This is a genomic window from Microbacterium trichothecenolyticum, assembly GCF_030818955.1.
GTDB classification, from domain to species: Bacteria; Actinomycetota; Actinomycetes; order Actinomycetales; family Microbacteriaceae; genus Microbacterium; species Microbacterium trichothecenolyticum_B.
Genome location: NZ_JAUTBF010000001.1, coordinates 1,474,524 through 1,500,480 on the forward strand (window position 1 = coordinate 1,474,524; position 25,957 = coordinate 1,500,480).

Here is a 25,957-nt window from a genome sequence, read left to right on the forward strand (position 1 = left end):
GGGAGCGGCCAGACACCTGCGTCACCATCACCGAAGCGATCTCGCTCAAAGTTTCACCCGCCTCTGGCGAGGCGGTCACCCACGCCGCGAGACCTCCAGACATCACCACGTCGGAGCGCTCCACACACCGCTCACCAGGCATCCCGATCAGAACCGGAACCGACCTCCGCGCATCGTCAGCGTGCGCGGCGATGTCGACAGCGACCCGACCTTTTGGCTATCGGTGTAGGTCCGCACCCGCACCGGCTCGGCCGCCCGCACCCGAAGGCGGTAGCCGTCGCCGCAGGCGACACCATTCAACGCGCGGACCACCTTGTCATGCGTCTCGTCGCCGTTCACGCTCACCGTGGCGACCGTCGCGCCGCGAGCGTTGAGCAGCGTGAGCTCGTAGTAGAGCTTGCCCTGGAAGTAGTAGTCGTGCGGGGCGAAGCCCGTCGAGGTGGCGACGAGATGAGTACCGTCTCGGCTGATTCCCACCCAGCCCGCGCGGATGTCGTAGATTCCCACGAACTCCAAAGCCGAGTTGACGGTCACGTCGACGGCCTGGATGAGGAGCTCGGGAGTGCGGTCATCGGCCTCGAGGACGGCGAAAAGGTGCCCCTGGCCGGGACCGACGTTGATCGCCGCCGACCCGCGCGACACCAATCGACTCGGCGTTCCCGCCAGACTCGTCAGCCCCGTCACCTCACCGCCCGTCGCCTGATTGTCACCCAGGTCCAACGTCATCCCCTCGCCCGAAAGGTTTCCGAGCGGCACGTTGTATCCGACCCGTCGTTCCACGAACGCGTCGCGCGAGTCGATCGCCGCCGCGATCTGGTGCTCCAAGGAAGGATAGGCAGCCGTCGATGAGATGACGGATGCCGACAGCGATAGGCCCCACTCGGCGAAGAACGGAGCCAGATCACGATCTGCCACCTCGGATGCGACCTGCGCGAACATGTCGATCTTCTCCTGGTCTGCGTAGGGCATCGTCATCCCCTGGCCTCGTCGCACCCGGTACCTCTGATCGACCGCCGGATAGAAGCCCTCGCCGAATGACTGGCGCAACTGATCGAAGAAGAAGAGCGGATAAAACGGGTTCTCGTTGATCAGATCCCAGAACCGGCGATCTGTCACGGGTTGATCGAAGTACCGCGCGATGCGATCTTTGGCCTCGGGCCACTCGTCGAGGCGATGCGCGCCCGTGAGCCGCTGCTGCAGGGCGAGCGATGAGATGTTGACGGTCACCTCGCCGAGCCCACCCCAGGTGTACGACGGTGTCTGGAAGGTGTGGCCCACTTCATGCCACGTCCCCCAGTTGTCGGGGGTGGTCAGAAGCGTCTCGCTCGCGCCTGTGTTGATCTGGAAACACAGCCACTGATTCGTCGCGAACGCCCAGCCCGCGCCCGAGTCGGCGCCCGAGAAGTAGACACGGCCCGGGTGCTTGCGCGCGACACCCACCGCCGCGTAGGTGAGCCCGTACACATCGCAGGTGTACTCCAGCACGCGGTCGAGGCGCATGACCACGTCGGCCGGGTCCCACGAAACTCCGCGGGAGCGCAGATCTTCGACGAGGCGTCTCTGAACATCGACGAAGACACGTTCCCCGACCAGCGACACCACCGGCGCCGCGGAAAAGTCCGCCAGCTGCGCCGCGAACTCATCCGCTCTCGTGCGATTCTTCACCCACACCGGGTGCGCACGCCCTCCCGAGATGGTCGCGGTGGCGACTTTCTCGGTCGAGGAGTTCGACACGAAGACGATGCCGTCACGCGGTGCCGTGATCTGTTGCCGGCCGGCAGTCAGGCTGATGCTGGTCACATCGACGTTCTGCCCGCCGTTGAGATCCTGCCAGGGGCCCCGCGCCCCGAACCACAGCAGCACAGACTCCACCGGGCCTGCCGTCACGTCGACGTCGAGCACGTCGTTGGCGCGCACCCACCGGCCGGTCGGCTGCAAGTCGCTGTGCGTGAACCCTCGGTTCTCGATGTCGCGCACGGCATCCTGGTTGCCATGCGGCAGAACCATCACCGTCGTGGAGGCACCCGTCGCGTCGTGCATGATCACCGACACCTCGCGCACCTCTAGGGACGCCGTCGCCGTCGCACCCGATGATGACACCGTCACGGTGGTCGTCGCGGCAGCTGCACCCGTCAGCACACGCAGCGATGTCGAGAAGACACCGGCGGCGTCCGTCACTCCCGACGGCTGCTCTATCCGCACCAGCCCCGCGTCGGCCACCCCCACCCAGACGGGTTCACCCGCCAGGGGGCGCCCCGCCTCATCGGCGCGCGTGACACGAACCGTCGTCATCTCGTCGGGGTAGAGACGTGAACGATCCAGTGTGAGAGTCGCCGCCCCTCCGGTGCTGGTTGCGTATGCAGGCACCGCGGTGGTCAGCACGAGCGCTGGTGTGGACCAGACGCCGGCAGTGACGATCGTGCGACGCGACAGGGGGCTAGGCATGGAGGTCTCCGTTCCACGCCCCTGGGCCCACCTCGGGCACAGAAGCGTCCGACCCTGACGGTAAGACATCCCACGCAGACCACGGCCGGCATTCTGATCGCGCGAGGCGGGGTGAACACCTGGCACCGGCGCCGGCGCGATCACACGACGAAACATCCGCCGACGATCTGCAGAGCTGTGGTCGTGAGAGTGAGCGTCGTGGTCCAGGCGCTGTCTCGGTAGACGCGCACCCGCCCCGGCTCGGCCGCGGTGACTCGCACCACATCGCCCTCGCCGCAGGGTATCCCGTGCAGTGCGCGTACGACGGGCTCGGCGGTGTCTTCTCCGCGAACGGTTGCCGAGGCCCGAACGATCCCGTCGGCGTTGCTGAGCTCGACGGTGTAGTACTCGACTCCCGCGAAGTAGATGGGGTGCGCCTGATTGCCGAGCGACGTCGCCACCAGATGCGTCCCCTCAGCACTGATCGCGATCGACCCGATCATGACGTCGTAGAAGCCGACGAACTCCAGCGCCGAGACCGCTGTCACCGCCACGACGCGCTGCAGAACCTCCTGCGTGCCTTCGGGCGATTGCAGCACCGCGTACACCCGTCCCGCACCGGGTCCGATCTGCGCAGCGACCACCCCACGGGCGACGACCGTGCTGGGCGCGCCGGAGATGCTGAAGGTGTCGTCCACCGAGACGGATGCCGTGGCATCGCCGAGATACACCGAGGTCACTCCCGACGTCAGCGACCCCGTCGGAGGGTTGTACGGAACATCCCGTTCGATCGGAGCGTCGGTCGAGAGGACGTACGTCCAGATGTCGTGCGTGAGCGCCGGAAGCCGAGCGATCTCGGCGAGGATCTCCTCCGAGACGGTGAGCCCCCACGCCTGAAAGAACGGTCCAAGGTCGCGGTCGGAGACGGTCGAGGCCGCCGTCGCGAAAGCGTCGATCTTCTGTCGATCGGACTGCGCGCGAGCGATGCCCTTCGCTCGACGTACGCGGTAGTACTGGCTGAGCGCCGGGTAGAAGTCGTCGCCGAACGACCGACGCAGTTGATCGAAGAGAAAGAGTGGGAAGAACGGGCTCTCCGCCGTCAGCGCCCCGAAGTCTCGATCCGCGACCGGTTGGGAGAAGTAGCGCGCAATCCGATCCTGGATGTCGGGTGACTTGTCGAGCATGTTCTCACCGGTCATCCGCTTCTGTAGAGCCAGGGACGAGATGTTCACCGTCACCTCGCCGAGGCCCGACCAGGTGTAGTCGGGCGTCTGGTACGTGTGGCCCATCTCATGCCACAGCACCCAAAGATCGGAGCCCGTCACCAGCGCTTTGCTCGCACCGGAGCTGACGTGCAGCGACAGCCACTGCGTCGTCGCGAACGCATAGGCTCCGCCCGAGTCGGGACCCGCGATGTAGATGCGGCCGGGGTGCTTGCGCGCGACGCCGACCGCGTCGTAACTGAGCCCGTATACCCCGTCGGTGAGCAGGCGGATCTCGTCGAGACGCGAGATCACGGCGGCGGGATCGTAGACGGATGCCACGTCGGGGGCGTCGATCACGCGTCGCTGGACATCGGCGAAGACTCGATCCGCGACATGGGTCACGATGGGAGCGTCGCTCCAGTCGTTCATCTGCCCATCGAACTCGGTGCGGTCCGTGAAACCGTCGATCCAGACGGGATTCGGACTTCCGCCGCTGATCGTGGCGTCGACGGCAGACCATTCGCTGTAGTTGACGATGAAGACCAGACCCGACCGGTCCGCCGTGACCGTGTTCGTCCCCCCGTGCAGCACCGTCCGCGACAGCTCGACGCTTCCGTCGCTGTCGAAGACCGCCATGGGTCCGCGCGATCCGATGGCCAGTTCGAGCCACCACGACGGAGAGGCGTCGACGTCGACCGTCAGCACGTCTCCTGCACGCACCCATCGCCCGGTCGGCTGAGGGTCGCTGTGCGGCATCCCACGATTCTCCGGAGCGACGATGGCATCCTGACTTCCGTGCGGCAGGGCGACGACGACGGTGGAGCTCCCGTCGACGCTATGCCGGATCACAGCTCGGCGCACCACCGAGAATGAGGCCATCCCGCCGTTGTCGCCGACACTCGCCGCAACGAGCCCCGTGCCAGGAGTGCAGGTCGTGCGCACGCGCATGACCGTCGAGAAGGAGCCGTCCGCATCGGTGGTTCCCACCGCCTCATCGAAGAAGGCGGGGATGCCGCTGACGCTGAGCGCGACGGGAGCACCGGGCGCCGGTCGCCCGTCTTGCGCACGGACATCGACCTGGATGCCGGACACCTCCCCCGCCAACAGGCTGGACCTCCAGACGGTGACGGTCACCGTCTGGGAACCACTGACCGCGTAAGCCGGGCTGGACGCGAGGAGGACCACGACAGGTGCCGACCATGCGGCGCCGGCGAGAACGGCGCGGCGGCCGAGAGACGGAGCGTCAGTCATCGAAGTACCTCCCAACATCGGATTCGGGCGAAGACCGTGTCGGCGGACGCGGGTGCCGCCCGCCGACACGGCTCGCTTGGTCACGGCGCGGTGTAGAGGTACATGCGGTTGGTGGAGGGTGAGTTGGTCATGAACCCCGTGATGGGCAGCCCGGACAGGCCGCTGACGGCGACCGGCGTGGTGGCGTTGGTGGTGTTACCCGTACCGAGCTGACCGGTGGAGTTGTCACCCCAGGCGATGACGGAGCCGTCCGACTTGATCGCGTAGGCCGAGTTGCCCGACGCCGTCACCCGCGCGACGCCCGAGGTCAGCCCAGATACCGCCGTCGCGCTCGAGCGCGATGTCGTCGTGCCATCGCCGACGAACCCGGAGGCATTGTCGCCCCACGCGTACACCGCCCCGTCAGAGGTCCGCACCACGCCGCCGGCGAAGCTGCCCGCGACCTGCACCACCGTCTTGCCCGACAGCCCCTGCACCTGCACCGGCGTCGACGACGCATACACGGCCGCACTCGCCGACCACTGCGGGGGAACCGGTGTCGTGCCCTTGCCCAACGCGCCCGCGTAATCACTGCCCCACGACCACACCGTGCCATCGGACTTCACCGCATACCCGCCCTGCGCGAAACCAGCGATCTGCGTCACATTCGACAACCCCGACACCTGCACCGGCGACGCCGACTGCGACACACTCGACCCGTCACCCAACGCCGCACCGAACGTATTCCGCCCGATCGCGCGCACCGTGCCATCCGTCAGCAAGAAGAAGCACTGCTGCGTCCCCGAACTGACCTGCGCGACATTCGACAACCCCGCCACCTGCACCGGCGTCGACGCCGACCCGCCGGAGACATTCGCCCCCAACTGCCCGAACGAGTTATCGCCCCACGCCATCACCGTCTTGTCCGCCAGCAACGCGTACACCGACTCGTTGCCCGCTGAAATCTGCTGCACACCGGAAACGCCTGTGACGCGAGCCCAGGTCGTTCGCGAGTTGCCGCCGGTGCCCAGCTGGCCGAAACCGTTGCCGCCCACAGACCAGACGGTCCCGTCATCCAGCAACGCGATCGTCGCGTGATTCGCGCCCCCGCCCGTTCCCGCACCGACGGAGACGACCTGCTTCACCGGTGACGGAAAGGCCCGAAGAAGCTGCGACGGCGTCGTGCGCGCGACACCGCTACCCGCGGCATCGCCACCCGCCGCTCCCCCATCGCCCAATTCCGCCCACTGGTTCAGACCGAAACCCAGAGCATTCGCACCGAGGCTGACGAAAGTGTCGCTGCCCGCGCTCGTTCCGCTGGCGGCGGTGACCTTGGTGACCAGTCCCGGCGTCGTCCACCGGTTCAGCTGAACGGTGGTCTGGTACGTGCCGCTCGCACCCGTCGAGCCCGAACTCGCGCCCAGCTGCGCGTTGTTCGACGCGGACAATGTCAACGCGGCGCCCGTCACGGGGACCGAACCGGCCGTGACCTTCGCGACCACCGCCCCGGCCGTGCCCGCCGGAACCTGTGCATCGACATCGACCGTCACCGTCGCCGTGCCGACATAGAGGTACATGCGGTTGGTGGAGGGTGAGTTGGTCATGAACCCCGTGATGGGCAGCCCGGACAGGCCGCTGACGTTCACCGGAGTGGTGGCGTTGGTGGTGTTACCCGTACCGAGCTGACCGGTGGAGTTGTCACCCCAGGCGATGACGGAGCCGTCCGACTTGATCGCGTAGGCCGAGTTGCCCGACGCCGTCACCCGCGCGACGCCCGAGGTCAGCCCAGATACCGCCGTCGCGCTCGAGCGCGATGTCGTCGTGCCATCGCCGACGAACCCGGAGGTATTGTCGCCCCACGCGTACACCGCCCCGTCAGAGGTCCGCACCACGCCGCCGGCGAAGCTGCCCGCGACCTGCACCACCGTCTTGCCCGACAGCCCCTGCACCTGCACCGGCGTCGACGACGCATACACGGCCGCACTCGCCGACCACTGCGGGGGAACCGGTGTCGTGCCCTTGCCCAACGCGCCCGCGTAATCACTGCCCCACGACCACACCGTGCCATCGGACTTCACCGCATACCCGCCCTGCGCGAAACCGGCGATCTGCGTCACATTCGACAACCCCGACACCTGCACCGGCGACGCCGACTGCGACACACTCGACCCGTCACCCAACGCCGCACCGAACGTATTCCGCCCGATCGCGCGCACCGTGCCATCCGTCAGCAAGAAGAAGCACTGCTGCGTCCCCGAACTGACCTGCGCGACATTCGACAACCCCGCCACCTGCACCGGCGTCGACGCCGACCCGCCGGAGACATTCGCCCCCAACTGCCCGAACGAGTTATCGCCCCACGCCATCACCGTCTTATCCGCCAGCAACGCGTACACCGACTCGTTGCCCGCTGAAATCTGCTGCACACCAGAGAGCCCAGCGATCTGCATCCACTGCGACCGCGAGTTGCCGCCCGTGCCCAGCTGGCCGAAACCGTTGCCGCCCACAGACCAGACGGTCCCGTCATCCAGCAACGCGATCGTCGCGTGATTCGCGCCCCCGCCCGTTCCCGCACCGACGGAGACGACCTGCTTCACCGGCGACGGAAACACCCGCAACAACTGCGCGGGCGTCGTGCGCGCGACACCGCTACCCGCGGCATCCCCACCCGCCTGACCACCGTCGCCCAGCTCAGCCCACTGATTCAGACCGAAACCCAGAGCATTCGCACCGAGGATGGGGGCCGACGTCGTCGCCGTACCGAATGGGCAGCTTGCGGTGACCGTCAGTGACGAACCGGGCATGGCCCAGGTGTTCAGGCTCGCGATGGCTGTCACGAATCCCGACGAGTTCGTCGTTCCCGACGAGGTCGACAGTGGTGCATTGTCGGATGCCGACAGCTGAACCGCGACGCCGGAGACACCCGTGGATCCTGTGGTCACTCGCGCACCGACCGAGGCGTTCTCGCCCGCGCGCACCGGATTCGGCGACAAGGCTGTGATCTGCGGATTCGCCGTGACGACGAACATGCGCGAGGAATTCGGCGCCAGTGTCATGAGCCCCGAGACCGACAGTCCGCTCAAGCCGCTGACGGAGGACGGGCGCGGACCGGTTCGTGGTCGTCGTGTCGCCGAGCTCACCTTTGGTGTTCTGACCCCACGCCTTCACCGATCCGTCCGAAACGACCGCGTATGCCGACGAACCGCTCGCTGCCACCTGAGTGGCGTCGGTCACGCCCGTGACAGCGACAGGAACGGACCGGTTCACCGTGGTCCCGTCTCCCAACTGACCGACGGTGTTCTTGCCCCATGCGGCAATGGCTCCACTGGCACGGAGAGCGTAGGCGGAGGCGAGGTTGGCCGCCAGGGCCGCGGCATCCAGCAACGAGCCGCTCACCGTCACCGGAACAGCACTGCTGGTGGTCGTGCCATTGCCGAGCTGGCCCGACGAGTTGTTGCCCCATGCCCGCACGGAGCCGTCGCCCATGAGAGCGAGGCCGAATGACGAACCGCCCGCAATCTGCGTCACATTCGCCAGGTTCGACACCACCACGGGGACGGTCGAGACGTCACTCGTCGTGTTGCCGTTGCCCAACGCACCGCGACCGTCAGGCGCGTTCTCAGGACCCCACGCATTGCGACCGAGCGCTCGGACCGTGCGGTCGGAGAGAAGGAAGTACACCTGCTGCGAAGCGGCGGCGATCTGGGTCACGTTCGACAGGCCCGGGATGACCGCCGGTGAGGTCACGGAGTTCTGCGTCCCCCCGGTGCCGAGCTGACCGAACCAGTTGTCACCCCACGCGGCGACCGTGTTGTCGGAGAGCAAGGCATAGACCGACTCGGCACCAGCGGACAACTGCTGCACACCGGACAGGCCGGAAATCTGAATCCACGTGGTGCTCGGCGAGTAGGAGCCGTTGCCGAGTTGCCCGAACCCGTTACCGCCGATAGACCAGACGGAGCCGTCTAAGAGCAAGGCGAAGGTCGATTGATTGGATCCCTGGCCCGTCGCCGTCCCACAGGAGACGAGCTGCTTGATCGGAGACGGAAACACCGTCGTCAGCTGCCCCGCCGACGAACGGACCGCGCCCGATCCCGCACTGTCGCCACCGGCTTGGCCGCCGTCGCCCATCTCGGACCACGCGTTGTATCCCCATCCCAGGGCGTTGGCACCGAGGATGGGGAACGACTGAGCTGTCGCGACTCCACCGACGACGGCAGAGATGATGACGGTTGCACCGCCCTTGGCCCACCGGGAGCCCAGCGTGAAGGTCGTGGTGTATGTACCAGTTCCGTCGGTGACGCCGTCGGCAGCGGCGAAAGTGCCGGGAGAAGGAGCGGTGAGCGACACCGACTGACCCGACAGCGGCTGCCCCTGCGCACTCTGAGCGACGACGGTGACCGGAACGGAACCCGATGCGGGAACGGCGTTCGAGGGCGTCGCGATCGTGACGACCGGCGCGTTCGAAGCGGACGCCATGGCCGGCGACGCGGAGAGGAGCGAGACCGCCGGAATCGCCCAGGCGGCACCCACGACGACCGACCGGCGGGGAATGCCGCCTCCCGCCGTCAGACGCGAGTCAAGGCTTACGGGGGGGGGGGGGGGGGGGGGACCGAACCTCTCGACATGAGAATCTCCTCTGTATGTGCCACACCGGTCGCCTGATGCGCCGGTCGCCCGATGCGTTTGGCGCGCCCCACGGTAAGGGTCGACGCCGAGCGGATCGCGGTGAGGAGCGCGTATCCGTCGTGGGTGAAGTCGACACGATTGCCGCGCAGATCATTCCCCCCGAAGACGGCGAGACGCGGGCGCCTGCCCGCGAAACCGACCAGCACCGTGCCCAGGATTCACCCGCGTCGGTGTCTCGCTCACCCGGCCATGTGGCCGACAAGCCCACACACCACCGGCTACACCCGCGAACGAACGCGGGGGAACGCTGCGATGTCCGTCAGCCGCAGGATCCGTCGCGCCGCAGCGCGGGGTCGTTCAGAACGCCGCCGGCGATGCTGAACGCCGCGACCAGGTTCTGGCCCTGAACGGTAGCCGAGGTCAGCGTGAGCGCCGCGGGAAGTCGATCGGCGATGCACAGGCTCTGGGTGCGCAAGACCGAATCGGCCACTCCCCCGAACTGCGTGCGCAGCGTGTCGGCGTCGATGCTGTTGCCGCCCAGCTCGAACGCCGACGGCGTGAGCGTGAGGTCACCCTCTGAGGCGCCCGGCGTGACCGAGACGCCCACCGGGATGCCGACACCGAGTACCGACAGCTGATTGGTGAACGTCAGATCCGGCGCCGCCATCGTGATCGTGCCCGCCGGAAAATCGGGAATCTGGGCCAACAGCGTTCGCACCTGCTGCTCGTCGAGGCGCACCGACGCGCTGCCGCCCTGAGCCGCCTCGCCGCCGGACACGGGCACGCCCTGCATCTCGACGAGCACGTCGCCGGTGAGGGGCCCCAGCGTCACGTCGTTCGAGCTGATCGTCACGTCGTCCAGATGCCCGCCGATCACCTGCGCGAGCACGACACCGGCGACGGTCACATCGACGTTCTGGTTGTCGGGCAACCCCAGGTGCTTCACGACGAGCGAACGCACCGTGCTCGTGACGACGGAACGCGCGATGAACTCCGCTGCCACCACCGCCCCCGCCAGCAGCAGGACGAGCACGACGAGCACCGCGATCCAGCGCCCGGACCTGCGGCGCGAGGGCGCGGCATCCGTCGTCATGGGTTACATCCGCTCCGGCGCGCTGACGCCGAGCAGCGTCAGGCCGTTGCGCAGCACCTGACCCGTCGCGTCGTTCAGCCACAGGCGGGTGCGGTGCACCGACTCGACCGGTGCGTCGCCCTGCGGGATGACGCGGCAGTTGTCGTACCAGCGGTGGTACAGACCCGCCAGCTCTTCGAGGTAGCGCGCGACGCGGTGCGGCTCACGTACCTCGGCGGCGTACGCCACGATGCGCGGGTACTCCTGCAGCGCGCCGAGCAGCGCCGACTCGGTCTCGTGGTCGAGCAGCTCGGGGGCGAACTCGGAGCGGTCGACGCCCGAGTCGGCCGCGTTGCGGGCGACGTTGTGCGTGCGGGCATGGGCGTACTGCACGTAGAACACCGGGTTGTCGTTCGTGCGCTTCTGCAGCACGTCGAGGTCGATGTCGAGGTTCGAGTCGGCGGAGCTGCGCGTGAGGGCGTAGCGGGCGGCATCCACTCCGACGATCTCGACGAGGTCTTCGAGGGTCACCACGGTGCCGGCGCGCTTGGACATGCGCATCGGCTGGCCGTCGCGAACGAGGTTGACCATCTGCCCGATGAGCACCTGCAGGTTGACGTTCGGCTCGTCGCCGAAGGCGGCGCACATCGCCATGAGGCGCTGGACGTACCCGTGGTGGTCGGCGCCGAGCATGATGATGCAGCGGTTGAAGCCGCGCTCGCGCTTGTCGAGGTAGTACGCCAGATCGCCCGAGATGTAGGCGGGCTGCCCGTCGGACTTGATGATGACGCGGTCTTTGTCGTCGCCGAACTCGGTGGAGCGCAGCCAGGTGGCGCCGTCGGCCTCGAAGATGTGGCCGAGCTCGCGAAGCCGCGCGACGGCGCGCTCGACCGCACCGGAGTTGTGCAGGTCGTTCTCGTGGAAGTACACGTCGAAGTCGACGCCGAACTCGTGCAGCGACTGCTTGATCTCGTCGAACATGAAGTTCACGCCGAGCTCACGGAAGGCCTCTTGCTCGGCGTCCGCGTCGAGGGCGTCGATGTCGCCGTCGTAGGCCTCGGCCACGCGCTTGGCGATGTCGTGGATGTACGCACCGCCGTACCCGTCTTCGGGCGTCGGGTCACCCTGGTGAGCGGCGACGAGGCTGCGGGCGAACCGATCGATCTGCGCGCCGTGGTCGTTGAAGTAGTACTCGCGGGTGACCTGGGCGCCCTGCGACGACAGGATCCGCGCGAGGGCGTCACCGAGGGCGGCCCAACGGGTGCCGCCGAGGTGGATGGGGCCCGTGGGGTTGGCGCTGACGAACTCGAGGTTGATGATCTCGTCGGTACGGGAGTCGTTCGTGCCGAACGCCGCCCCCTGCTCGACGATCGTCTTCGCCAGGGCGCCGGCTGCGGCGGCATCCAGTCGGATGTTGATGAAGCCCGGGCCCGCGACCTCGACGCTCGCGATGCCATCGACGGCTTCGAGGCCCGCGGCGATCTCGGCGGCGAACTCGCGCGGGTTGGCGCCGACGACCTTCGACAGCTTCAGGGCGGCGTTGGACGCCCAGTCACCGTGGTCGCGGTTCTTCGGCCGCTCGAGTGGCAGGTCGTCGGCGGTGATACCCGCCGAGGACCCCTCTCGTCGCGCCTCGGCGAGCGGGGCGATGACGGCGAGCAGGGCAGCGGAGAGGGCAGCGGGATCCATAGCCCCTCAATCCTAGGGCGCGGCGCCTGAGAGGCCGTGTCAGGCGATCTGCACCAGAGCTTCGTGGTCGTCGGGGATATCGGCATCCCACGTCTCGTCGTCGACCACCGCGTCGACGTACATGCGCTCGAGACCGACGTAGCCGCCGTGGTAGCTGAGGAAGGCGCAGTCGGCTGCGTCGCGTCCGGTCGCGATGCGCACCAGCGAGCGGCGATCGGCGAGCCGCGTGGCGTCGACGACGTACCACGCGCCGTCGAGGTACGCCTCGGCTACCGCGTGGAAGTCCATCGGATCGAGCCCCGGAGCGTAGCAGGCGGCGTAGCGCGCGGGCATGTCCATCGCGCGCAACAGCGAGATGACGACGTGTGCGTAGTCGCGGCACACGCCCTGGCCGGTCATGAGGGTGGTCACCGCACTGTCGGTGCCGAGGCTGAGCCCGGGGGTGTAGGTGACGGTGGATGCCACGAAGTCCGATACCGCGGCGAGCAGGTCCGCCCCCGCGAGAGCGCGGAACTGACGGCGCGCCTGCGAGAACACCTCGTCGGACTGGCAGTAGCGACTCGGCCGCAGGTAGGTGATGGTCTCGAGGTCACTCGTGTGCGGGGTCTGGGACGCGCCCGGCACGACGGCGTCGTACCGCACCGCGAGGGGGCCCGGCTCGGCCGTGAGACGGTGCAGACGGCTTCCCGACTGATCGACGATCTCGGTCGGGGTGTAGTGCCGGTCGCCCTGCGAGAACGTCAGATTCTCGGTCGCCAGGGGCACGCCCTGGGCAGCGGTGATCTGGAAGATGAGGTCGACGGACGCCCCCAGATCGAGGTCGAGTTCAGCGGTCACCCGGCGCGGCACCGAGCAATCCTCGCACGCCGCAGAGGGGGTGTGGCTCGTTGCGACCGAACGGGTTCGAACGGATGCCGTCGGTCGCCCCGCAGGACCCCACCGGGCCGACTGTCCGGGACTTTCACCCCTCGCGCGAGACGGGGCGCTCAGTCGTCTTTCTTGCCGGGGTCGCCCTTGCCCCTGCCGTTGCCCTTGTCGCCCGGCTGCTGATCCGACGGCTGCTTACCGGTGCCCGGGCCGTTGTTGTCATCCGTGCCGTCGTCGGCGTTCTCATCCGGAGCGGCCGGCTGCTGCGGCACGGGGTCGGCGGACTGCACCGGTGCGCTGGTCTGCGTGGGCTCAGCGTTCTGCACGGGCTGCGGGGACGGCGTGGGAGAGGGCACCAGCGCGGTGAGATCGGCGCGCACGGTCGCGATACGGCTCAAGACGGCCTCGGCTTCGTCCGCCGGTGTCTCACCGGCGTCACGCGCCGTGACGACCTGGGCTTCGAGCCCGTCGAGGCTCGCCAGAGCCGAGGCGTAATCACCGGCCGCCGCCTGCGACGCGACGGCCTCGACCGTGGACTGCCACACGGTGGGAGACGGCGTCGCGCACGAAGCGAGCATCAGCGCTCCCGCGACGAGCAGCCCCGCCAGCGGGGCGGTACGGCGGATCACGGACCGACCTCCTTCCACAGGTCGTCGATGTGCTGGTCAAGCGGTTGAGGCAGCGACGGGAGAGCCGGCTGGGCGCTCTGATCGGCGGTGGCGACTGCTACCGACACACACCCGCCGATGAGCAGCGCGGCGACGACGGATGCCACGATCACGACCCGCCGCGACGGACGGCGCCGGCGCGGTGATGTCGGCACGTCGAGCACGCGAGTGGGACCGGTGGCGCCGGGGAGCACGGCGACTCGCGACGACGGGGACACGAGGGCGACGTCGGCGAGCGGGCGCAGCGCGACGATGAGGTCCGCGGCATCCGGACGTTCCGCCGGATCGACGGCGGTCATGCGTTCGAGGACATCGCGCCAGGGTGCAGGGATCGCGGGTGGAATCTCGGGCGCCGCGACCAGCCGTGCGGCCAGGGACTCGTGCGGAGTTCGCCCCGCGAAGGCGCGCGTACCGGTGAGGGCTTCGAGCAGAACGAGGCCGAGTGCATAGACGTCACTGGCGGGAACGGCGGGCATTCCCCGGGCCTGCTCGGGGCTGAGGTAGGCGGCCGTACCGACCACTGCCCCGGCGCGGGTGACGCGCGTCGCGCCGACCAGCGAGGCGATCCCGAAGTCGGCGAGGGTGGCCCGCGGCGACTCACCATGGTGCGCGGCGGGTCGCACGAGGATGTTGGAGGGTTTGACGTCGCGGTGGACGATGCCGCGCCCGTGAATGACCGCGAGCGCCTCGGCGATCTCACGACCCGCGCGGGCGACCTCTTCGCCCGCGAGAGGCCCTCGAGCGATCAGGTCGCTGAGGGTGGGGCCGGCGATGAGCTCCATCGACAGATATGCCGGGGCGGAAGACAGCCGGGCGTCGTAGAGCGTGACGAGGGAGGGGTGGGCGAGCGACGCCAGCAGGCGGATCTCCGATCGCACGCGCGCCGCGTCGTCGGGATCCGCGCCGTCGCCGTCGATGACCTTGAGCGCGACGGTACGACCCAGTGAGGTGTCCTCGGCTTCGTAGACGCGGGCGTAGCCTCCGCGGCCGATCACGCGGCCCAGACGGTACCGCCCGTCGAAGAGGTCGTCGACGGCGGGGTCGTATGGAACGGTGGGGGTGGGTTCGGTCATGACGGTTCCCTCGGGCCGGTGACCCCGAGAGTAATCAGACGAGGTCGTCGTTCGACGAGCGTGTCGTCGAGCGGGTGATCCGCGCGTCCCCAACCCCCTCGGTGCGGGTGACGGTATCGGTTTGGCGACGACGAGCGAGCAGCACGACGCCGATCAGGAAAACGACGACGCCCGCCCCCATCATGATGTACCCGATCAGGCTGAGGTTAACGAAGTCGTTGGGCAGGTTCACCGCGAAGGCGAGGATGGCGCCGATGACGAACAGCGCGATTCCGGCTCCGATGCTCATGGGGGGGATCCTTTCGGTCGTGCTCCCTAGCATCGCAATCGCCCTCGAATGGCTCGACGGTCTTGACATCGATCGCCATGTCGCGGCGACTCTCGTCGGTTTCACCCGCCGACCGCGACAAATCCAGCGCGCTCGTGGGGTGTGGCATCCCTTCAGACTGGTGGCGATGTCGCCCCCGGGGCGGCACGAGGAAGGCCACATGACCGCGCACGCCACCAGCGACCACCATCTCGACATCGATGCCCTCGGCGTCACGGTGCGCATCGATGTCGGTGGCCTGCCCCCCGTAGATCGTGACCTGCTCTCCGATGCCTGGTCCGGTGCGCGAACCACGGTCACCCGCACACCCGTCGCGGTGGTCGAACCGCGCTCGCATTTCTCGTTCGACCAGACCGTCGCCGACCTGACGACGCAGGTCACCCTCGTCGCGCTGGCGGCACGACGGGGTCAGCTCTGGATGGTGCACGCGGGCGCGATCGCCGACGACGAGGGCCGCGTCATCCTCTTCTCCGGTCGATCCGGAATGGGCAAGACGACCCTGATGGCGCGCCTCGCTCGTGAGTACGGTTACGTCACCGACGAGAGCGTGGGCATCCTCGCCGACGGGGAGGTGCTCCCCTACCGCAAGCCGCTGTCGGTGATCGTCGACGGCTCGTCGGCGAAACACCAGCTCTCGCCCGGCAGCCTCAGGTTGCGTGAGCTCCCCCTGGAACCCCTGCGGCTGCACGCCATCGTCGTGCTCGACCGTGACGCCGAACACGACGGGGCCCCGCGGCTGGAACCCCTCGAGATCGCGGATGCCGTGGCGGCTCTCGCGCCGCAGTGCAGTTACCTCGCCGAACTCGAGGCCCCGTTGCAGGCGTTGATCGGCCACGTCGAGGGAGCCGGCGGCGCCCTGCGACTGCGCTACCGAGAGGCCGACGCGATCCCGCCACTCGTGTGGGAGCTCTTCGCCGCCGACCGTCTCGTCCTCCCCCACGCGCGCGCCGTCGCCGAGTCCGCACTGCACGACGACGATTACGAGATCGGGTCCGCAACGACCTACCGGCGCACGCCGACGTTGGATGCCGTCACCATCGACGGCGCACGGCTGGCACTGCTGCGCCGGGACGACGACGATCGCACGACGGTCCACCTCATCGACGGCATCGGGCCCACGCTGTGGCGCGCCGCCAACAACACCACGTTGGACGCTCTCATCGACGCCGCCGTGCGCGTGCACGGTGCACCGGGCGACGCCGGTCCGCGGGAGGCCGTTCTCGAGGCGCTGCACTCACTCATCTCGGCGGGCCTGATCAGCGAGGGAAGTGCCGCGTCGTCGATGCTCTGACGGGTGTCCTCCGCCGCGCTCCGGCACGGGCGCTTTCGAATAACGGCGCATCATCCGTCGTGAAACCAGCAGTGCACTCTTCGTCACCCGCCGGGTTATCGACGCATGTCAACACCCGCGCCCGATGGACCGATGCGGTGTGACATGGATGCCATGAGCAGACACGACGTGACCACCCGATCGAACCGCGGCCAGTGGGAGAACTCCGTGGCGGGCCGCCCCGACCTGTCGGCCAGCTACTCCAGCCGGGAAGAGGCCATCGACCAGGGCCGCGCGACCGCCGACGAGCTCGGTTCGCGGCACATCGTCGAGGTCGCCGAAACGACCGGGGCCGTCACCGACGATTCCTGACGTCGGCTCCGACGAGCGAAGGCCGCGATCTGCGATCGCGGCCTTCTGATCTGTGCCCCCGACAGGAATCGAACCTGCGACCTTTGGTACCGGAAACCAACGCTCTATCCCCTGAGCTACGGAGGCGGACGGCTCCAAGGCTATCACCGCGGTGCTGCCCCTTCCGACGCCGCGGGAGCAGTGCCGGACAGTGGCACCGACCCCGCGGCATCCGGATCACTCGTCGCCGATGACGCCGATCCCCGTCGCCTGGTGGTCGGCGTTCGGGTCGTCTTTCTTCGGTGCCTTCGCGCCCTCGTCGGGGTCGGTCTCTTGGCTGGGCTTGACCGTGGGGTCGTCGCCGAGGTCGTCGGCATCGTCGCCCGGGGCGTGGTTCTGCGGGTCGCTCATGTGATTCCCTTCGTCGCGTACCCGCCCAGCTTCGCAAGAGGGTCGTCGCGGACCCCATGGCTTGACCGCAGCGGCGGGCGACCCTAGCGTGCGAACAACGCTCGCACTCGCCGCCCGAGAGATTGCGTCAGAGCAACCGTTCGTCCGTTGACGTCGACCGCGACGAGGGTTCCCCCGAGTGCTCCCCCGCGAGTCGGCGCGGCATCACCTCGCACGTACGCCTCCGCGATGTCGACGTATACGGCCAGCAACCGGGCGCTCTCGTCTTTCGATGAGGTGGCGTCGACGAGCTGCGTGCGGTGCCCGGTGTCGACCTCGACCGAGAACCAGCGTGATCCGGGCGTCGACACGACGGCCCACCGCTCACCTCGGGCGAAGCGCGCGCGAGCCGCGCCGTCGCGCAGCTCGGTCGTCACCTCGAGATCGGCCTGGGCGATCGCGAGCACCTCGAGCATCGCCAGCGCCTCCGCCGCGGTGACGTAGTCCGCGCGATCGGCGCTCAGACCGCCCCATTCGAATCTGCGCTCGCCCATCACGCACGCGCCAGCAGATCTCGTAGCCAGGCTTCGCCCACGACAGGGATCCCGTACTCCCGCGCCTTACGCGCCTTGCCCGAGAGCGAGTCCGGATCGGCCGCGACGAGCACGGCGACACGCTTGGTGACAGCCGCCTTGGGCACGTATCCCGCGATCCGCAGGTCTGCCTCCCAGTCGGACCTGACGCGGGTCATCTCACCGGTGAGCACGATCTCGTCTCCCGGCGCGAGGACGAACTCGTTCAGCACGACGTTCGCCGGAGAGGTGAGCTTCGTCGGAGGAGCGGAGAGCAGGTCGATGACCAGGCCGTCGTCGATGCTCAGAAGAGCGGCGACGAGGTCGATGTCGGCGCGCTCCTCGTCGCTGATGATCCCATCGGCCCACGCGACGTGGACGAGCGCGGTGAAATAGTCGCGGTGCAGCCGCATCGCCGTCTCACGGCCGATACCGGAGCGGTCTGCGAAGGCGACGAGCTCGTCTTTCTCGTGCTCGGAGAGATAACGGTCGAGCAGGCAGCGCTCGACGAGCGAGAGGTACTCGGCCTGCTCCTCGGTGTCGGACACGTCGGGGATGCGCACCACGATCCGGTCGAGGAAAGTAAGGGATGCCGGTGGAACCGCGTCGCGCGCGAGCCACTGCGCTCGCTCACCGGGGTACGGCTCCCAGAGCGGAGCGGAATCCAGCATCTGCCGCCAGCGATCGGACGTCCCACTGGCGATGAAAGCCTCGAGCAGGCGCGCCGTGGCGAGCGCGTCGGCGGACGCCCGATGCGCCCCGACGAGGGGAATTCCGAACGCATCGCAGCAATCCGCGAGAGCCAGGCCCCCGCCGAGGTGGGTGCGTGCCAGCCGCATCGTGCACGCCGTCACGAAGTCGTCGGGACGCCAGTAGTCGACCCGATCCAGCTCCGCGTTCAGGAAGCGCATGTCGAAGGTCGCGTTGTGCGCGACGATCACCCGACCGGAGAGCAGGTCGATGAGCTGCCCGGCGACCTGCTCGAAGATCGGAGCGGCGATGATCTCGCGCGCGGACACTCCGTGGATACCTTGCGCACCCAGGTCGCGACGCGGGTTGATGAGCGTCTCCCACTGCCCCGTGACGGTGCCGTCGGGATCGGAGTGCACCACCGCGACCTCGATCGCCCGGTGGTGGCGTCCGGGGAACAGACCCGTCGTCTCGAAGTCGATCGTCGCAAAGCCGCCGTTGACACCGCTCGTCATGAGCAGAGCGTAACCCCGGCGGTGAGCTCTGGCATCCGGGAACGAACCGGCATGCGCACGGGGTGACCTCTACGATGAGCGCATGCTGACTTCGAGCCCGAACTCCATCACCGAGCAGACCTCGCTGTTCGCGCTCAGCGCGACCAACTCGCTCCTCGCCCTCGCCGTGTACGTGCTCATGGTCGTCGCCCTGTGGCGCGTTTTCACGAAAGCCGGCTACGCCGGGTGGCTGGCCATCATCCCCATCGTGAACGTCGTCTACCTCACGAAGATCGGCGGGTTCTCCGGCTGGTTCGCGCTGCTGTACCTCGTGCCGATCGTCGGATTCGTGTTCTTCGTAATCGTGTCGATCCGCGTCGGTCGCGCCTTCGGACACGGCTGGTTCTTCTCGATCGTGCTGCTGGTGCTGCTGTACATCATCGGATACCTCATCCTCGGGTTCGGCACAGACAAGTACCGGCCCGAACGCCTGCGCTGACGCGGTCGGCGCGGGCCGTCACGCCGGCCGGAGGCGGTCGTCGGGATGCAGGCTGCGCAGACGCACCGTGCCATCGACGATCGCCCGCAGCGCACGAGGGCTGAGTTCGAGCTCAGCAGAGACCCGCTCGAGTCCGGCACCCGACGACACCGCGCTGCGCAGGGCGTCTTCGGCATCGCGGGCGGCGGCGTCGATATCGACCGCGGTGCTCGCGAGGAACGCGGCGAGCCGAGCCTGCGCGGCCCGGATGCACGCGCGCTGGCGCTCGGGCGCAGCAGAGGCGCTCATGCGGCATTCACCGCACCCTCACGCCCGTTCGGACGCAGACGTGCACCGAGTCGGGCCGCGCCCGCGAGCGTCAGTCCCGGCACGTAGCACCGCAGCAAGGCCAGAGCGACGGCCGGCAGCTGAACCGCGTCGGGGTACAGCATCCACATCGGTGCGAACTCCGGCTGGAACTTCTTCTTGAACATCGACAGCGACCGGAACCCGTACGCGGGTTCGAGCAGGGCACTGAGCTGCTCGAGCAGACGGTCGACCGCGGGCAGGTCCGCCGCCTCCGCCTCGCGATGGGATGCCAGAGGCGAACCCGACAGGCTGAGCACCGTGCACCCGTCGGCCCGCGCCTGCGCGATCACCGCGCCGATGACGAACTCCATGACGCCGTTCATCGCGTCATCGCGCCGCCGCATGACATCCAGGGCATAGCCGGCGACTCCGGCCCGCCCGTGGATCGGCAGCCAGCTCGTCACCGCGACGATGCGCCCGTCGGCGTCACGGGCGAGCATGAGGCGCACGGCCGGGTCGACGGTCTCGTCGAGGCCGCCGAGGGTGAAACCCATCTCGGGAATGGTCTTGTCGGCCACCCAGGCCTCGGAGATCTCTCGCAGCTGCGCCCGGTCGAGGAACGGCAGATCCGCCCACCGGGTCCACTGCACCGTGACGCCCTCGCGCGCGGCGCGGTTGGTCGCGGTGCGTACGTCCTGCCGCTTCTTACCCGTGGGCTCCCACGTGCGCGGGTCGAGCAGGGCTTCGTCGGCGACGCGCGTCCGCTGCCACCCGAGGTCGACCATCGACTCGAGCGCCGCGTCGTCGACGCTGTAGAACACCGGGATCCACCCGTTCTCTCCGCAGAAGTCGACGAAAGCGCGCCCGATGTCGCCTCGCGCACGGTCGGCCCCGAAGGCACCGCCCAGGGTCACCGCGACTCTGCCGTGCACCCGATACGCGATGGCTGCGTCGGCGTCCGGCGCGAACCAGTACGAGTTGCCCGCCCACGTGGTCATGAACGCGAGAGAACCTCCACCTCCGCGTTCGAGCATCGCCCGCGCCCGTGCCCGGTCCCCGGTGACCCGCGCATCGGGTACGCGCAGCATCAACCGCACCGCGGCGACGAGGCAGGTCATCCAGAACAGCGCCGAGGGGAGATACCACAGCGCCTGCGCCGCCGGGGTGAGCGGAACGTACTGCACCGATTCGACGGGCAGCAACGACGGCGGCAACAACCGCAGCGGCAGCGTCGCGACCAGACGGCCCGCGTCGGGACGGGGGCCGAACTGGTCGGCGAGCGCCAACGTGCCGGCCAGCGCCACCGCGAGCGTTCCCGCCGCCCCGATGGCGACCGTCACCACGAAGGCCGTACGCGCTCCCCTCGCGGACGGCACCTGTGCGGCACGACGGAAGACGAACAGGGTCACGGCGACGGCCAGAGGAACCAGCGCGCTCACGCACAGACCCACGATCGTCTGCCAGATCGATGCCGCATCCGCTGCGCGCAGAACGGCCAGTTCGGCGAGCGTCGAGGGTTCGGTGACGACGAAGACGTACGTCATCCCCGCGAACACGAGCAGGTTGACCGCAATGGCCAGGCCGAGGGCGCCGCGACGACCGCGAACGATGCCCCACGATGCCACGAGCAGGACCATCAACGGCAGCACCGCGATCCACCCCGCGTGCGCCTGCAGTTCGCTGTACTGCTGCGCGGGCGGGCAGGGGGCGAGGGAGGAGGACACGACACAGACCACGCCGTCGGCAAGGGTGAGCGGGTCGTACGACAGCCAACCGTAGATCGACAGCAATCCGGCACCGCTCCCCCACACGGTGGCGACGACGGGTCCGATCGCCGTGACCGCGGTCAGGGCCGCGAGCAGCACGCGCGTCTCGTGGTGCGAGCTGCGCTGCACGCGAAGCGCCGCTCGGCGCCCGCCCGAGATCATCCCCGCCGCCAGACCCACGGGAAGCGCAACGAGCGCGTACAGATCGCTCGCCGATGCGGAGTAGAGGAACAGCGTCAGCGCGACGAAGAAGCTGACCAGCCGAACGCGTCGACGCCAAAGCGCTCCCGTGAAACAACTCGCCGCCATCGCGACGGCAACGACTCCCGCGATCGGCGGTGCGCCGGCCATCGGGGGCGAATTCAACGGGACGGCGGGCAGGAAAGCGGTTTCGACCGCGCCGACGAACAGGCCCAGCACCGAGGTCACCAAGCCGCCCCCGACGAAGGCGAGCACCACGCGACGGGCGCCCATGACGTGCTCGGCGCCGGCGCCCACGGTCACCAGGGCAGCCACGACGATCGGGAGCATGCCCGGGTCGTCGACACAGAGCAGCGTGACGAACAGTCCGCGCAGATCGAAGGGACTGTCGGTGAAGGGCGCATCGTTCAGAGGCGACAGGCTGACCACGCTCACGAGCGCCGCGAGCGCGAGCGTCGCGAACGGCACGACCAGCCGCCGGCCGCGCGCGGGGGCGGCGCCACCGGCCGCGTCGGCGGGGGCCACGTCGGCGGGGGCCGCGCGTTCGGGGGCCGCGCGTTCGGGGGCCGCGCGTTCGGGTGAAGACGGCGCGGTCGAGGCGACGGTCGAGGGCATGGTTCTCCGCTCAGGACGATCGTCGTCCGCGCGATGCGGCGGGCAACACCTCATGCTCTCGAAGCAAGGTGAACGATTGCATCCGCCCCGAGGTGTATCCGCCCCCGCTGATCGGCGGAGCCGCGCGGCGGGGGCACCGACGTGACGCCTGTTGCGGAACGGGCGCCTTGTGCGCACGGATGCCATGGACGCTGCACGGTGTGCGCGCCCTCGTCATACATCGCGCGGGCCTGCCGGATCTTCGTCGGGGTCATCTTGAACTTCGGGATGCCCTGACGTCCCCGAGCTCACGCCGCCGCCAGGCCATCGTGCGTGCGCTCCACAACCAGGTCGTACTCGAACTCGGCGATCGCGGCGAGCATATGGAAGAACAACCTCCCGCCCGGTGTGGTCGTGTCGATGCCCTGGGAGAGCGCCCGAAGGCCCACTCCACGCTGTTGCAACTCGTCGGCGATCTGCTCGAGGTTGCGGACGGATCGGCCAAGCCGGTCGAGCTTCGTCAAGCCGATATCGATGCGCCGATCCGATTGACAGCGTCCACCTTGGACGACGTCATGACGTGAAGTGCCGCAGCATCGCCGTCCATGGAAACGCGGCCGAGTACTTCGAATCCCCACTTCTCGTACAGAGCTCTCGCCTTCACTGCGCGCTCGTACGTGCCGAGGAACACTCGTGCTTCGTCTCTCTCATTCAGCAGGTTGCACATGCACCTCGCGGCGATACCACGCCCGCGTTCCGACTCGCGCACGGCGAGTTCGTGAACGACAAAAGCGTTCAGGGGATCCATGACCGCAGAGGTTGCCGATTCGACACCTTCTAGCCGGAGAAGAGTTCGCTGCCAGGACGGGATCGCGTCTAGGTTGTGCCCTGAAGCGAATCCCGCGAGGGCGCCGTCGACGCGGGCCGTGACAAGTCGACCGTTACCCGCGAGCATCGTCGGTCCCCATGTTGCGATGCTTCTCAGTGCGAGGGGATCTTCGAGATAGGGCTCGACGGAGAAACATGCAACAAACAGGTTGACGACCTCATCCCACTCTCGAGTCGGTGCAACGAGGTCGAAGGCGGAGAGTGCAACAGAGTCGGGCATGCCTGCATGCTAGAACTGCCCCACGACGGACGATGCGAGAAGCACGACACTTATCGTCGCGATTCACAGCGTCCGCGGCATCCGGCTCAGTCGCCCTTCGCGTGGACGCGGCTCGGCCCGCGCCACACGGTCACGTGAACAGCGGCATCCGCCCTCACCCGTTCCCGCCGGCCGGTCACCCCGTCACCGGGTCAGGCCTGGGTGGGCTGGTCGAAGTCCCAGTCGATCGGATCATCGTCGTCGCGCGGGTCAGCCTCGACCGCGCGAAGCTGCGCGCGGGGGAAGAGACGGTGGTCCCTCAACTCCCCCGCCGCGTGCGAGAAGTCGGGTTCCTCACCGTCCCATTCGACGGGAGCCGACAGAACGTCATTGCCCACGCCGATGACGAGTTCCGCTTGCGCGACCTTCTGCTCGTCGGTGACGATCGGGATGCTGACGGCTTCGGCCTGGCCCTCCTTGGCCACCGCCGCCGTCAACTCGACGAGCGACGATGCGACATCGTCGGTGGTGATCACGGTCTCTCCGGCATAAGTCACGCAGCGCATGGGATCAGCATGCGGTGGCCCCACACGCACCAGAGGTGGCTTGCCTCGCGGAGGCGGGTGCGATATCGCTCAGTCGCGGCGTTGCGTCGTGCGGAACATCGCTTCGTCGAGCTCGAACCACACCGCGCGGACCGTCGCGAACTCTCCGAACGGTTCGGAGGGCGGATCGCCGAGGCTCAGGCGATACCCGCGTGGGAGATCGTCCACGTGCTGTCCGTCGCGCGGGCCTCCGACCAGGACGTAGATCACGGAGAGTCGACCGCGGGGGTGTCGACCGCGGGGGTGTCGACCGCGACGCCGTCGACAGCATCGCTCATCCGCTGGAGGAACGCGACGACCGCCGCGGACTCCTCGGGCGGCATGTCGATGACGGCGGCCAGCATGCGATCGTGCATGTTGCCCAGGGTCTGGCGCACCTCGGCATGGGCCCGGGGTGTGACCTGAATGAAGATGCTGCGCCGGTCGTCGGGATTGGCCGCACGAGTGAGGTGCCCAGACCGCTCGAGCCGGTCGAGGATCGCGGTCGTGGACGCCGTCGAGAGGCCCAGATACTTCGTCAGCTGGCCGGGGCGCACGCGACGCGACGGGTCGCGGAGGAGATACCGGAGCACGAGCAGTTCGTTCTCGCCCATGGCCATCGAATCTCGCGTGCGGCGGCGCATGGCCACCTCGGCCGCGCGGTAGACGCGCAGCGCCTCGAGAACCGCTTTGCCGCGGGCTTGACGGTCAGCAGCCTCGTCGCCGTACCAATAGGTGGGCGCACCCGGATCAGGCGATGGAGCGAGTGCGCGGGGAACGACGTCGACATCTGCCATTGCGCACTCCTCCATTCCTCGTGCGCCGAGTATATCGGAAAAAGAATAGTTAGACAGACTAGTTACTAATCGAGTATGTTCCTAGAGCAGCTAAACGCTAGGAGAGGGGAACCCCATGGGCCAGTTGTTCTACGGCACGTCGACCGAGTCGGTACGCATTCCCGACCGCCTTCTGTCGCACATCAAGGTGGTCGTCACCACCAAGCTCCGCCGCGGTGAAAGCTTCACGCTCAACTGGACGCACGTCGACGGCACCCCCGGTCGTTCCACTCTCTGGCTGCAGCCGGCGATCGCGATGCGCTTCGTCTTCGACACCGCCGAGCCCGAGACCCTGAACGCCACCGTCTTGAAGACGATGGCCGAAACGGCGAACTCGGCATCCGGGCTCGTGGTCGACCTCGCCGCGGAGATCCCGGCGCACGAGACGGCTCCCCGCACCGCAGCCGTGCGCCGGACCACGACGACCACCCGCCGGCCGTCCCTGTCCGTGGCGGCCTGAGATGGGCACCGCTGCCCTGACCTCTCTCGCGTCCGTCCGCGTGCTCTGGGCCAAGGTCGACGCCGGTTTCTGGGTCGCCCACCGCGGCGGCGAGTACTTCGGCTGCGTCGACCACGTCGAGGGTGGGTACGTCTCTCGCGACGCCCACGGCATCCCGATCGGTCGCTACGACCGGCTCGAGACCGCGAAGTCGTCGCTGCGAACCACCACGCACCCGACCAACGTCGCTCGGCGTCGCCGCACGGAGAGGGCGTCGATCGTCACCGCCACCGCCGTCGGCAGCACGGCGTTGGCCTTCGCGCTCACGGCCGGCGCCCTGGCGCCCTACCTCTGATGGGTGCGGGCGAGGACCTCCGCGACGAGGCCGACGACTTCGAGGACGCCGCCCTCATCGCTTTCACGGCGCGATACGGCGTCACCCCGGTCTGACGACGTCGACCCCCTGGACACGCGCGCGCCACCATGCGAGCGTCGCACACGGGTCGGCACCGCGGCCTCGAACGGATGGAGACGATATGACCAACCACGACGGTCGCGCCGACGACGCACCCGACAAGGACTCGAACGGCGCCGGAAGCGAGTCGGCGGAAGAGGGCGCCGCCGCCCAGCAGGACGCCGACGAGGCGGCCGACACCTCGGACTCCCCCGCCGGCGACATCTCGTAACCGCCACCCCATCACCGGGCGACCG

Annotated in this window: 26 protein-coding genes and 1 tRNA gene; 6 read left to right on the plus strand and 21 right to left on the minus strand. The window is 68.4% G+C overall.

Annotated features, from left to right (window positions below; translation table 11 throughout):
• Positions 1-147: 147 nt before the first annotated feature.
• The 10 genes from QE412_RS07060 to QE412_RS07105 all read right to left on the minus strand — a co-directional run bounded on the left by QE412_RS07060 (position 148) and on the right by QE412_RS07105 (position 15,146).
• Complete coding sequence (locus QE412_RS07060) at positions 148-2,292, minus strand: M60 family metallopeptidase (protein WP_307481545.1); 2,145 nt, start codon at positions 2,290-2,292, stop codon at positions 148-150.
• A 293-nt stretch (positions 2,293-2,585) separates the two neighbouring features.
• Complete coding sequence (locus tag QE412_RS07065) at positions 2,586-4,880, minus strand: M60 family metallopeptidase (RefSeq protein ID WP_307481546.1); 2,295 nt, start codon at positions 4,878-4,880, stop codon at positions 2,586-2,588.
• A gap of 80 nt (positions 4,881-4,960) precedes the next feature.
• The gene (locus QE412_RS07070) at positions 4,961-7,663 is read right to left on the minus strand and encodes an RCC1 domain-containing protein (RefSeq protein ID WP_307481547.1); all 2,703 of its coding nucleotides are present in this window, start codon (positions 7,661-7,663) and stop codon (positions 4,961-4,963) included.
• Positions 7,551-8,990, minus strand: a complete 1,440-nt coding sequence (locus QE412_RS07075; RefSeq protein ID WP_307481548.1) for an RCC1 domain-containing protein — start codon at positions 8,988-8,990, stop codon at positions 7,551-7,553. The genes QE412_RS07070 and QE412_RS07075 overlap by 113 nt, the downstream gene beginning before the upstream one ends.
• 817 nt (positions 8,991-9,807) lie before the next feature.
• The gene (locus QE412_RS07080; protein ID WP_307481549.1) at positions 9,808-10,581 is read right to left on the minus strand and encodes an LmeA family phospholipid-binding protein; all 774 of its coding nucleotides are present in this window, start codon (positions 10,579-10,581) and stop codon (positions 9,808-9,810) included.
• 3 nt (positions 10,582-10,584) lie between these two features.
• Positions 10,585-12,249 (minus strand): arginine--tRNA ligase, encoded by a 1,665-nt coding sequence (argS, locus tag QE412_RS07085; RefSeq protein WP_307481550.1) that lies wholly within the window; start codon positions 12,247-12,249, stop codon positions 10,585-10,587.
• 39 nt (positions 12,250-12,288) lie between these two features.
• Positions 12,289-13,098, minus strand: coding sequence for a transglutaminase-like domain-containing protein (locus QE412_RS07090; protein ID WP_307481551.1), 810 nt, complete (start codon positions 13,096-13,098; stop codon positions 12,289-12,291).
• 137 nt (positions 13,099-13,235) lie between these two features.
• Complete coding sequence (locus tag QE412_RS07095; protein WP_307481553.1) at positions 13,236-13,745, minus strand: hypothetical protein; 510 nt, start codon at positions 13,743-13,745, stop codon at positions 13,236-13,238.
• On the minus strand, positions 13,742-14,857 hold the full coding sequence (locus QE412_RS07100; RefSeq protein ID WP_307481554.1) for a serine/threonine-protein kinase: 1,116 nt from the start codon (positions 14,855-14,857) through the stop codon (positions 13,742-13,744). The genes QE412_RS07095 and QE412_RS07100 overlap by 4 nt, the downstream gene beginning before the upstream one ends.
• 34 nt (positions 14,858-14,891) lie before the next feature.
• Positions 14,892-15,146 (minus strand): DUF6458 family protein, encoded by a 255-nt coding sequence (locus QE412_RS07105; RefSeq protein WP_307481555.1) that lies wholly within the window; start codon positions 15,144-15,146, stop codon positions 14,892-14,894.
• A gap of 199 nt (positions 15,147-15,345) precedes the next feature.
• Here QE412_RS07105 and QE412_RS07110 point away from each other — a divergent pair, with 199 nt between their 5' ends.
• Positions 15,346-16,476: an ATP-binding protein gene (locus QE412_RS07110; protein ID WP_307481556.1), complete on the plus strand. Its 1,131-nt coding sequence runs from the start codon at positions 15,346-15,348 to the stop codon at positions 16,474-16,476.
• Positions 16,477-16,629: 153 nt separating this feature from the next.
• Positions 16,630-16,827, plus strand: a complete 198-nt coding sequence (locus QE412_RS07115; RefSeq protein WP_307481557.1) for a DUF2188 domain-containing protein — start codon at positions 16,630-16,632, stop codon at positions 16,825-16,827.
• A 53-nt stretch (positions 16,828-16,880) separates the two neighbouring features.
• Here QE412_RS07115 and QE412_RS07120 read toward each other — a convergent pair.
• From QE412_RS07120 to QE412_RS07135, 4 genes are all read right to left on the minus strand, one after another.
• Positions 16,881-16,953, minus strand: a tRNA-Arg gene (locus QE412_RS07120).
• A 90-nt stretch (positions 16,954-17,043) separates the two neighbouring features.
• Positions 17,044-17,217, minus strand: coding sequence for a hypothetical protein (locus QE412_RS07125; protein ID WP_307481559.1), 174 nt, complete (start codon positions 17,215-17,217; stop codon positions 17,044-17,046).
• An 83-nt stretch (positions 17,218-17,300) separates the two neighbouring features.
• Positions 17,301-17,750 (minus strand): hypothetical protein, encoded by a 450-nt coding sequence (locus QE412_RS07130; protein WP_307481561.1) that lies wholly within the window; start codon positions 17,748-17,750, stop codon positions 17,301-17,303.
• Positions 17,750-18,973 carry an exonuclease domain-containing protein gene (locus tag QE412_RS07135; RefSeq protein ID WP_307481562.1) on the minus strand — a complete coding sequence of 408 codons (1,224 nt, stop codon included), beginning with the start codon at positions 18,971-18,973 and terminating at the stop codon, positions 17,750-17,752. Before QE412_RS07135 ends, QE412_RS07130 begins: the two co-directional genes overlap by 1 nt.
• Before the next feature lie 82 nt (positions 18,974-19,055).
• Between QE412_RS07135 and QE412_RS07140 the strand changes: the two genes are divergently transcribed.
• A complete protein-coding gene (locus QE412_RS07140; RefSeq protein WP_307481564.1) occupies positions 19,056-19,451 on the plus strand; it encodes a DUF5684 domain-containing protein in 396 nt (131 codons plus the stop codon).
• An 18-nt stretch (positions 19,452-19,469) separates the two neighbouring features.
• Here QE412_RS07140 and QE412_RS07145 read toward each other — a convergent pair whose 3' ends face one another.
• From QE412_RS07145 to QE412_RS07175, 7 genes are all read right to left on the minus strand, one after another.
• Positions 19,470-19,739: a hypothetical protein gene (locus QE412_RS07145; RefSeq protein ID WP_307481565.1), complete on the minus strand. Its 270-nt coding sequence runs from the start codon at positions 19,737-19,739 to the stop codon at positions 19,470-19,472.
• A complete protein-coding gene (locus QE412_RS07150) occupies positions 19,736-22,321 on the minus strand; it encodes a bifunctional lysylphosphatidylglycerol flippase/synthetase MprF (protein ID WP_307481567.1) in 2,586 nt (861 codons plus the stop codon). The genes QE412_RS07145 and QE412_RS07150 overlap by 4 nt, the downstream gene beginning before the upstream one ends.
• A gap of 287 nt (positions 22,322-22,608) precedes the next feature.
• Complete coding sequence (locus QE412_RS07155) at positions 22,609-22,824, minus strand: recombinase family protein (protein ID WP_307481569.1); 216 nt, start codon at positions 22,822-22,824, stop codon at positions 22,609-22,611.
• Positions 22,821-23,408, minus strand: a complete 588-nt coding sequence (locus QE412_RS07160) for a GNAT family N-acetyltransferase (protein WP_307481571.1) — start codon at positions 23,406-23,408, stop codon at positions 22,821-22,823. Before QE412_RS07160 ends, QE412_RS07155 begins: the two co-directional genes overlap by 4 nt.
• A gap of 191 nt (positions 23,409-23,599) precedes the next feature.
• Positions 23,600-23,953, minus strand: coding sequence for a hypothetical protein (locus QE412_RS07165; protein ID WP_307481573.1), 354 nt, complete (start codon positions 23,951-23,953; stop codon positions 23,600-23,602).
• A 69-nt stretch (positions 23,954-24,022) separates the two neighbouring features.
• Positions 24,023-24,160, minus strand: coding sequence for a hypothetical protein (locus QE412_RS07170; protein ID WP_307481575.1), 138 nt, complete (start codon positions 24,158-24,160; stop codon positions 24,023-24,025).
• Between the two features lie 38 nt (positions 24,161-24,198).
• Positions 24,199-24,768: a MarR family winged helix-turn-helix transcriptional regulator gene (locus QE412_RS07175; protein WP_307481576.1), complete on the minus strand. Its 570-nt coding sequence runs from the start codon at positions 24,766-24,768 to the stop codon at positions 24,199-24,201.
• A 115-nt stretch (positions 24,769-24,883) separates the two neighbouring features.
• On the opposite strand from QE412_RS07175, the gene QE412_RS07180 reads away from it, so the two are divergent.
• The 3 genes from QE412_RS07180 (at position 24,884) to QE412_RS07190 (ending at position 25,932) form a co-directional block, all read left to right on the plus strand.
• The gene (locus QE412_RS07180) at positions 24,884-25,267 is read left to right on the plus strand and encodes a DUF7882 family protein (protein WP_307481578.1); all 384 of its coding nucleotides are present in this window, start codon (positions 24,884-24,886) and stop codon (positions 25,265-25,267) included.
• Between the two features lies 1 nt (position 25,268).
• On the plus strand, positions 25,269-25,601 hold the full coding sequence (locus tag QE412_RS07185; RefSeq protein ID WP_307481587.1) for a hypothetical protein: 333 nt from the start codon (positions 25,269-25,271) through the stop codon (positions 25,599-25,601).
• Between the two features lie 181 nt (positions 25,602-25,782).
• Positions 25,783-25,932, plus strand: a complete 150-nt coding sequence (locus QE412_RS07190; protein WP_307481592.1) for a hypothetical protein — start codon at positions 25,783-25,785, stop codon at positions 25,930-25,932.
• The last annotated feature ends 25 nt before the right edge of the window (positions 25,933-25,957 follow it).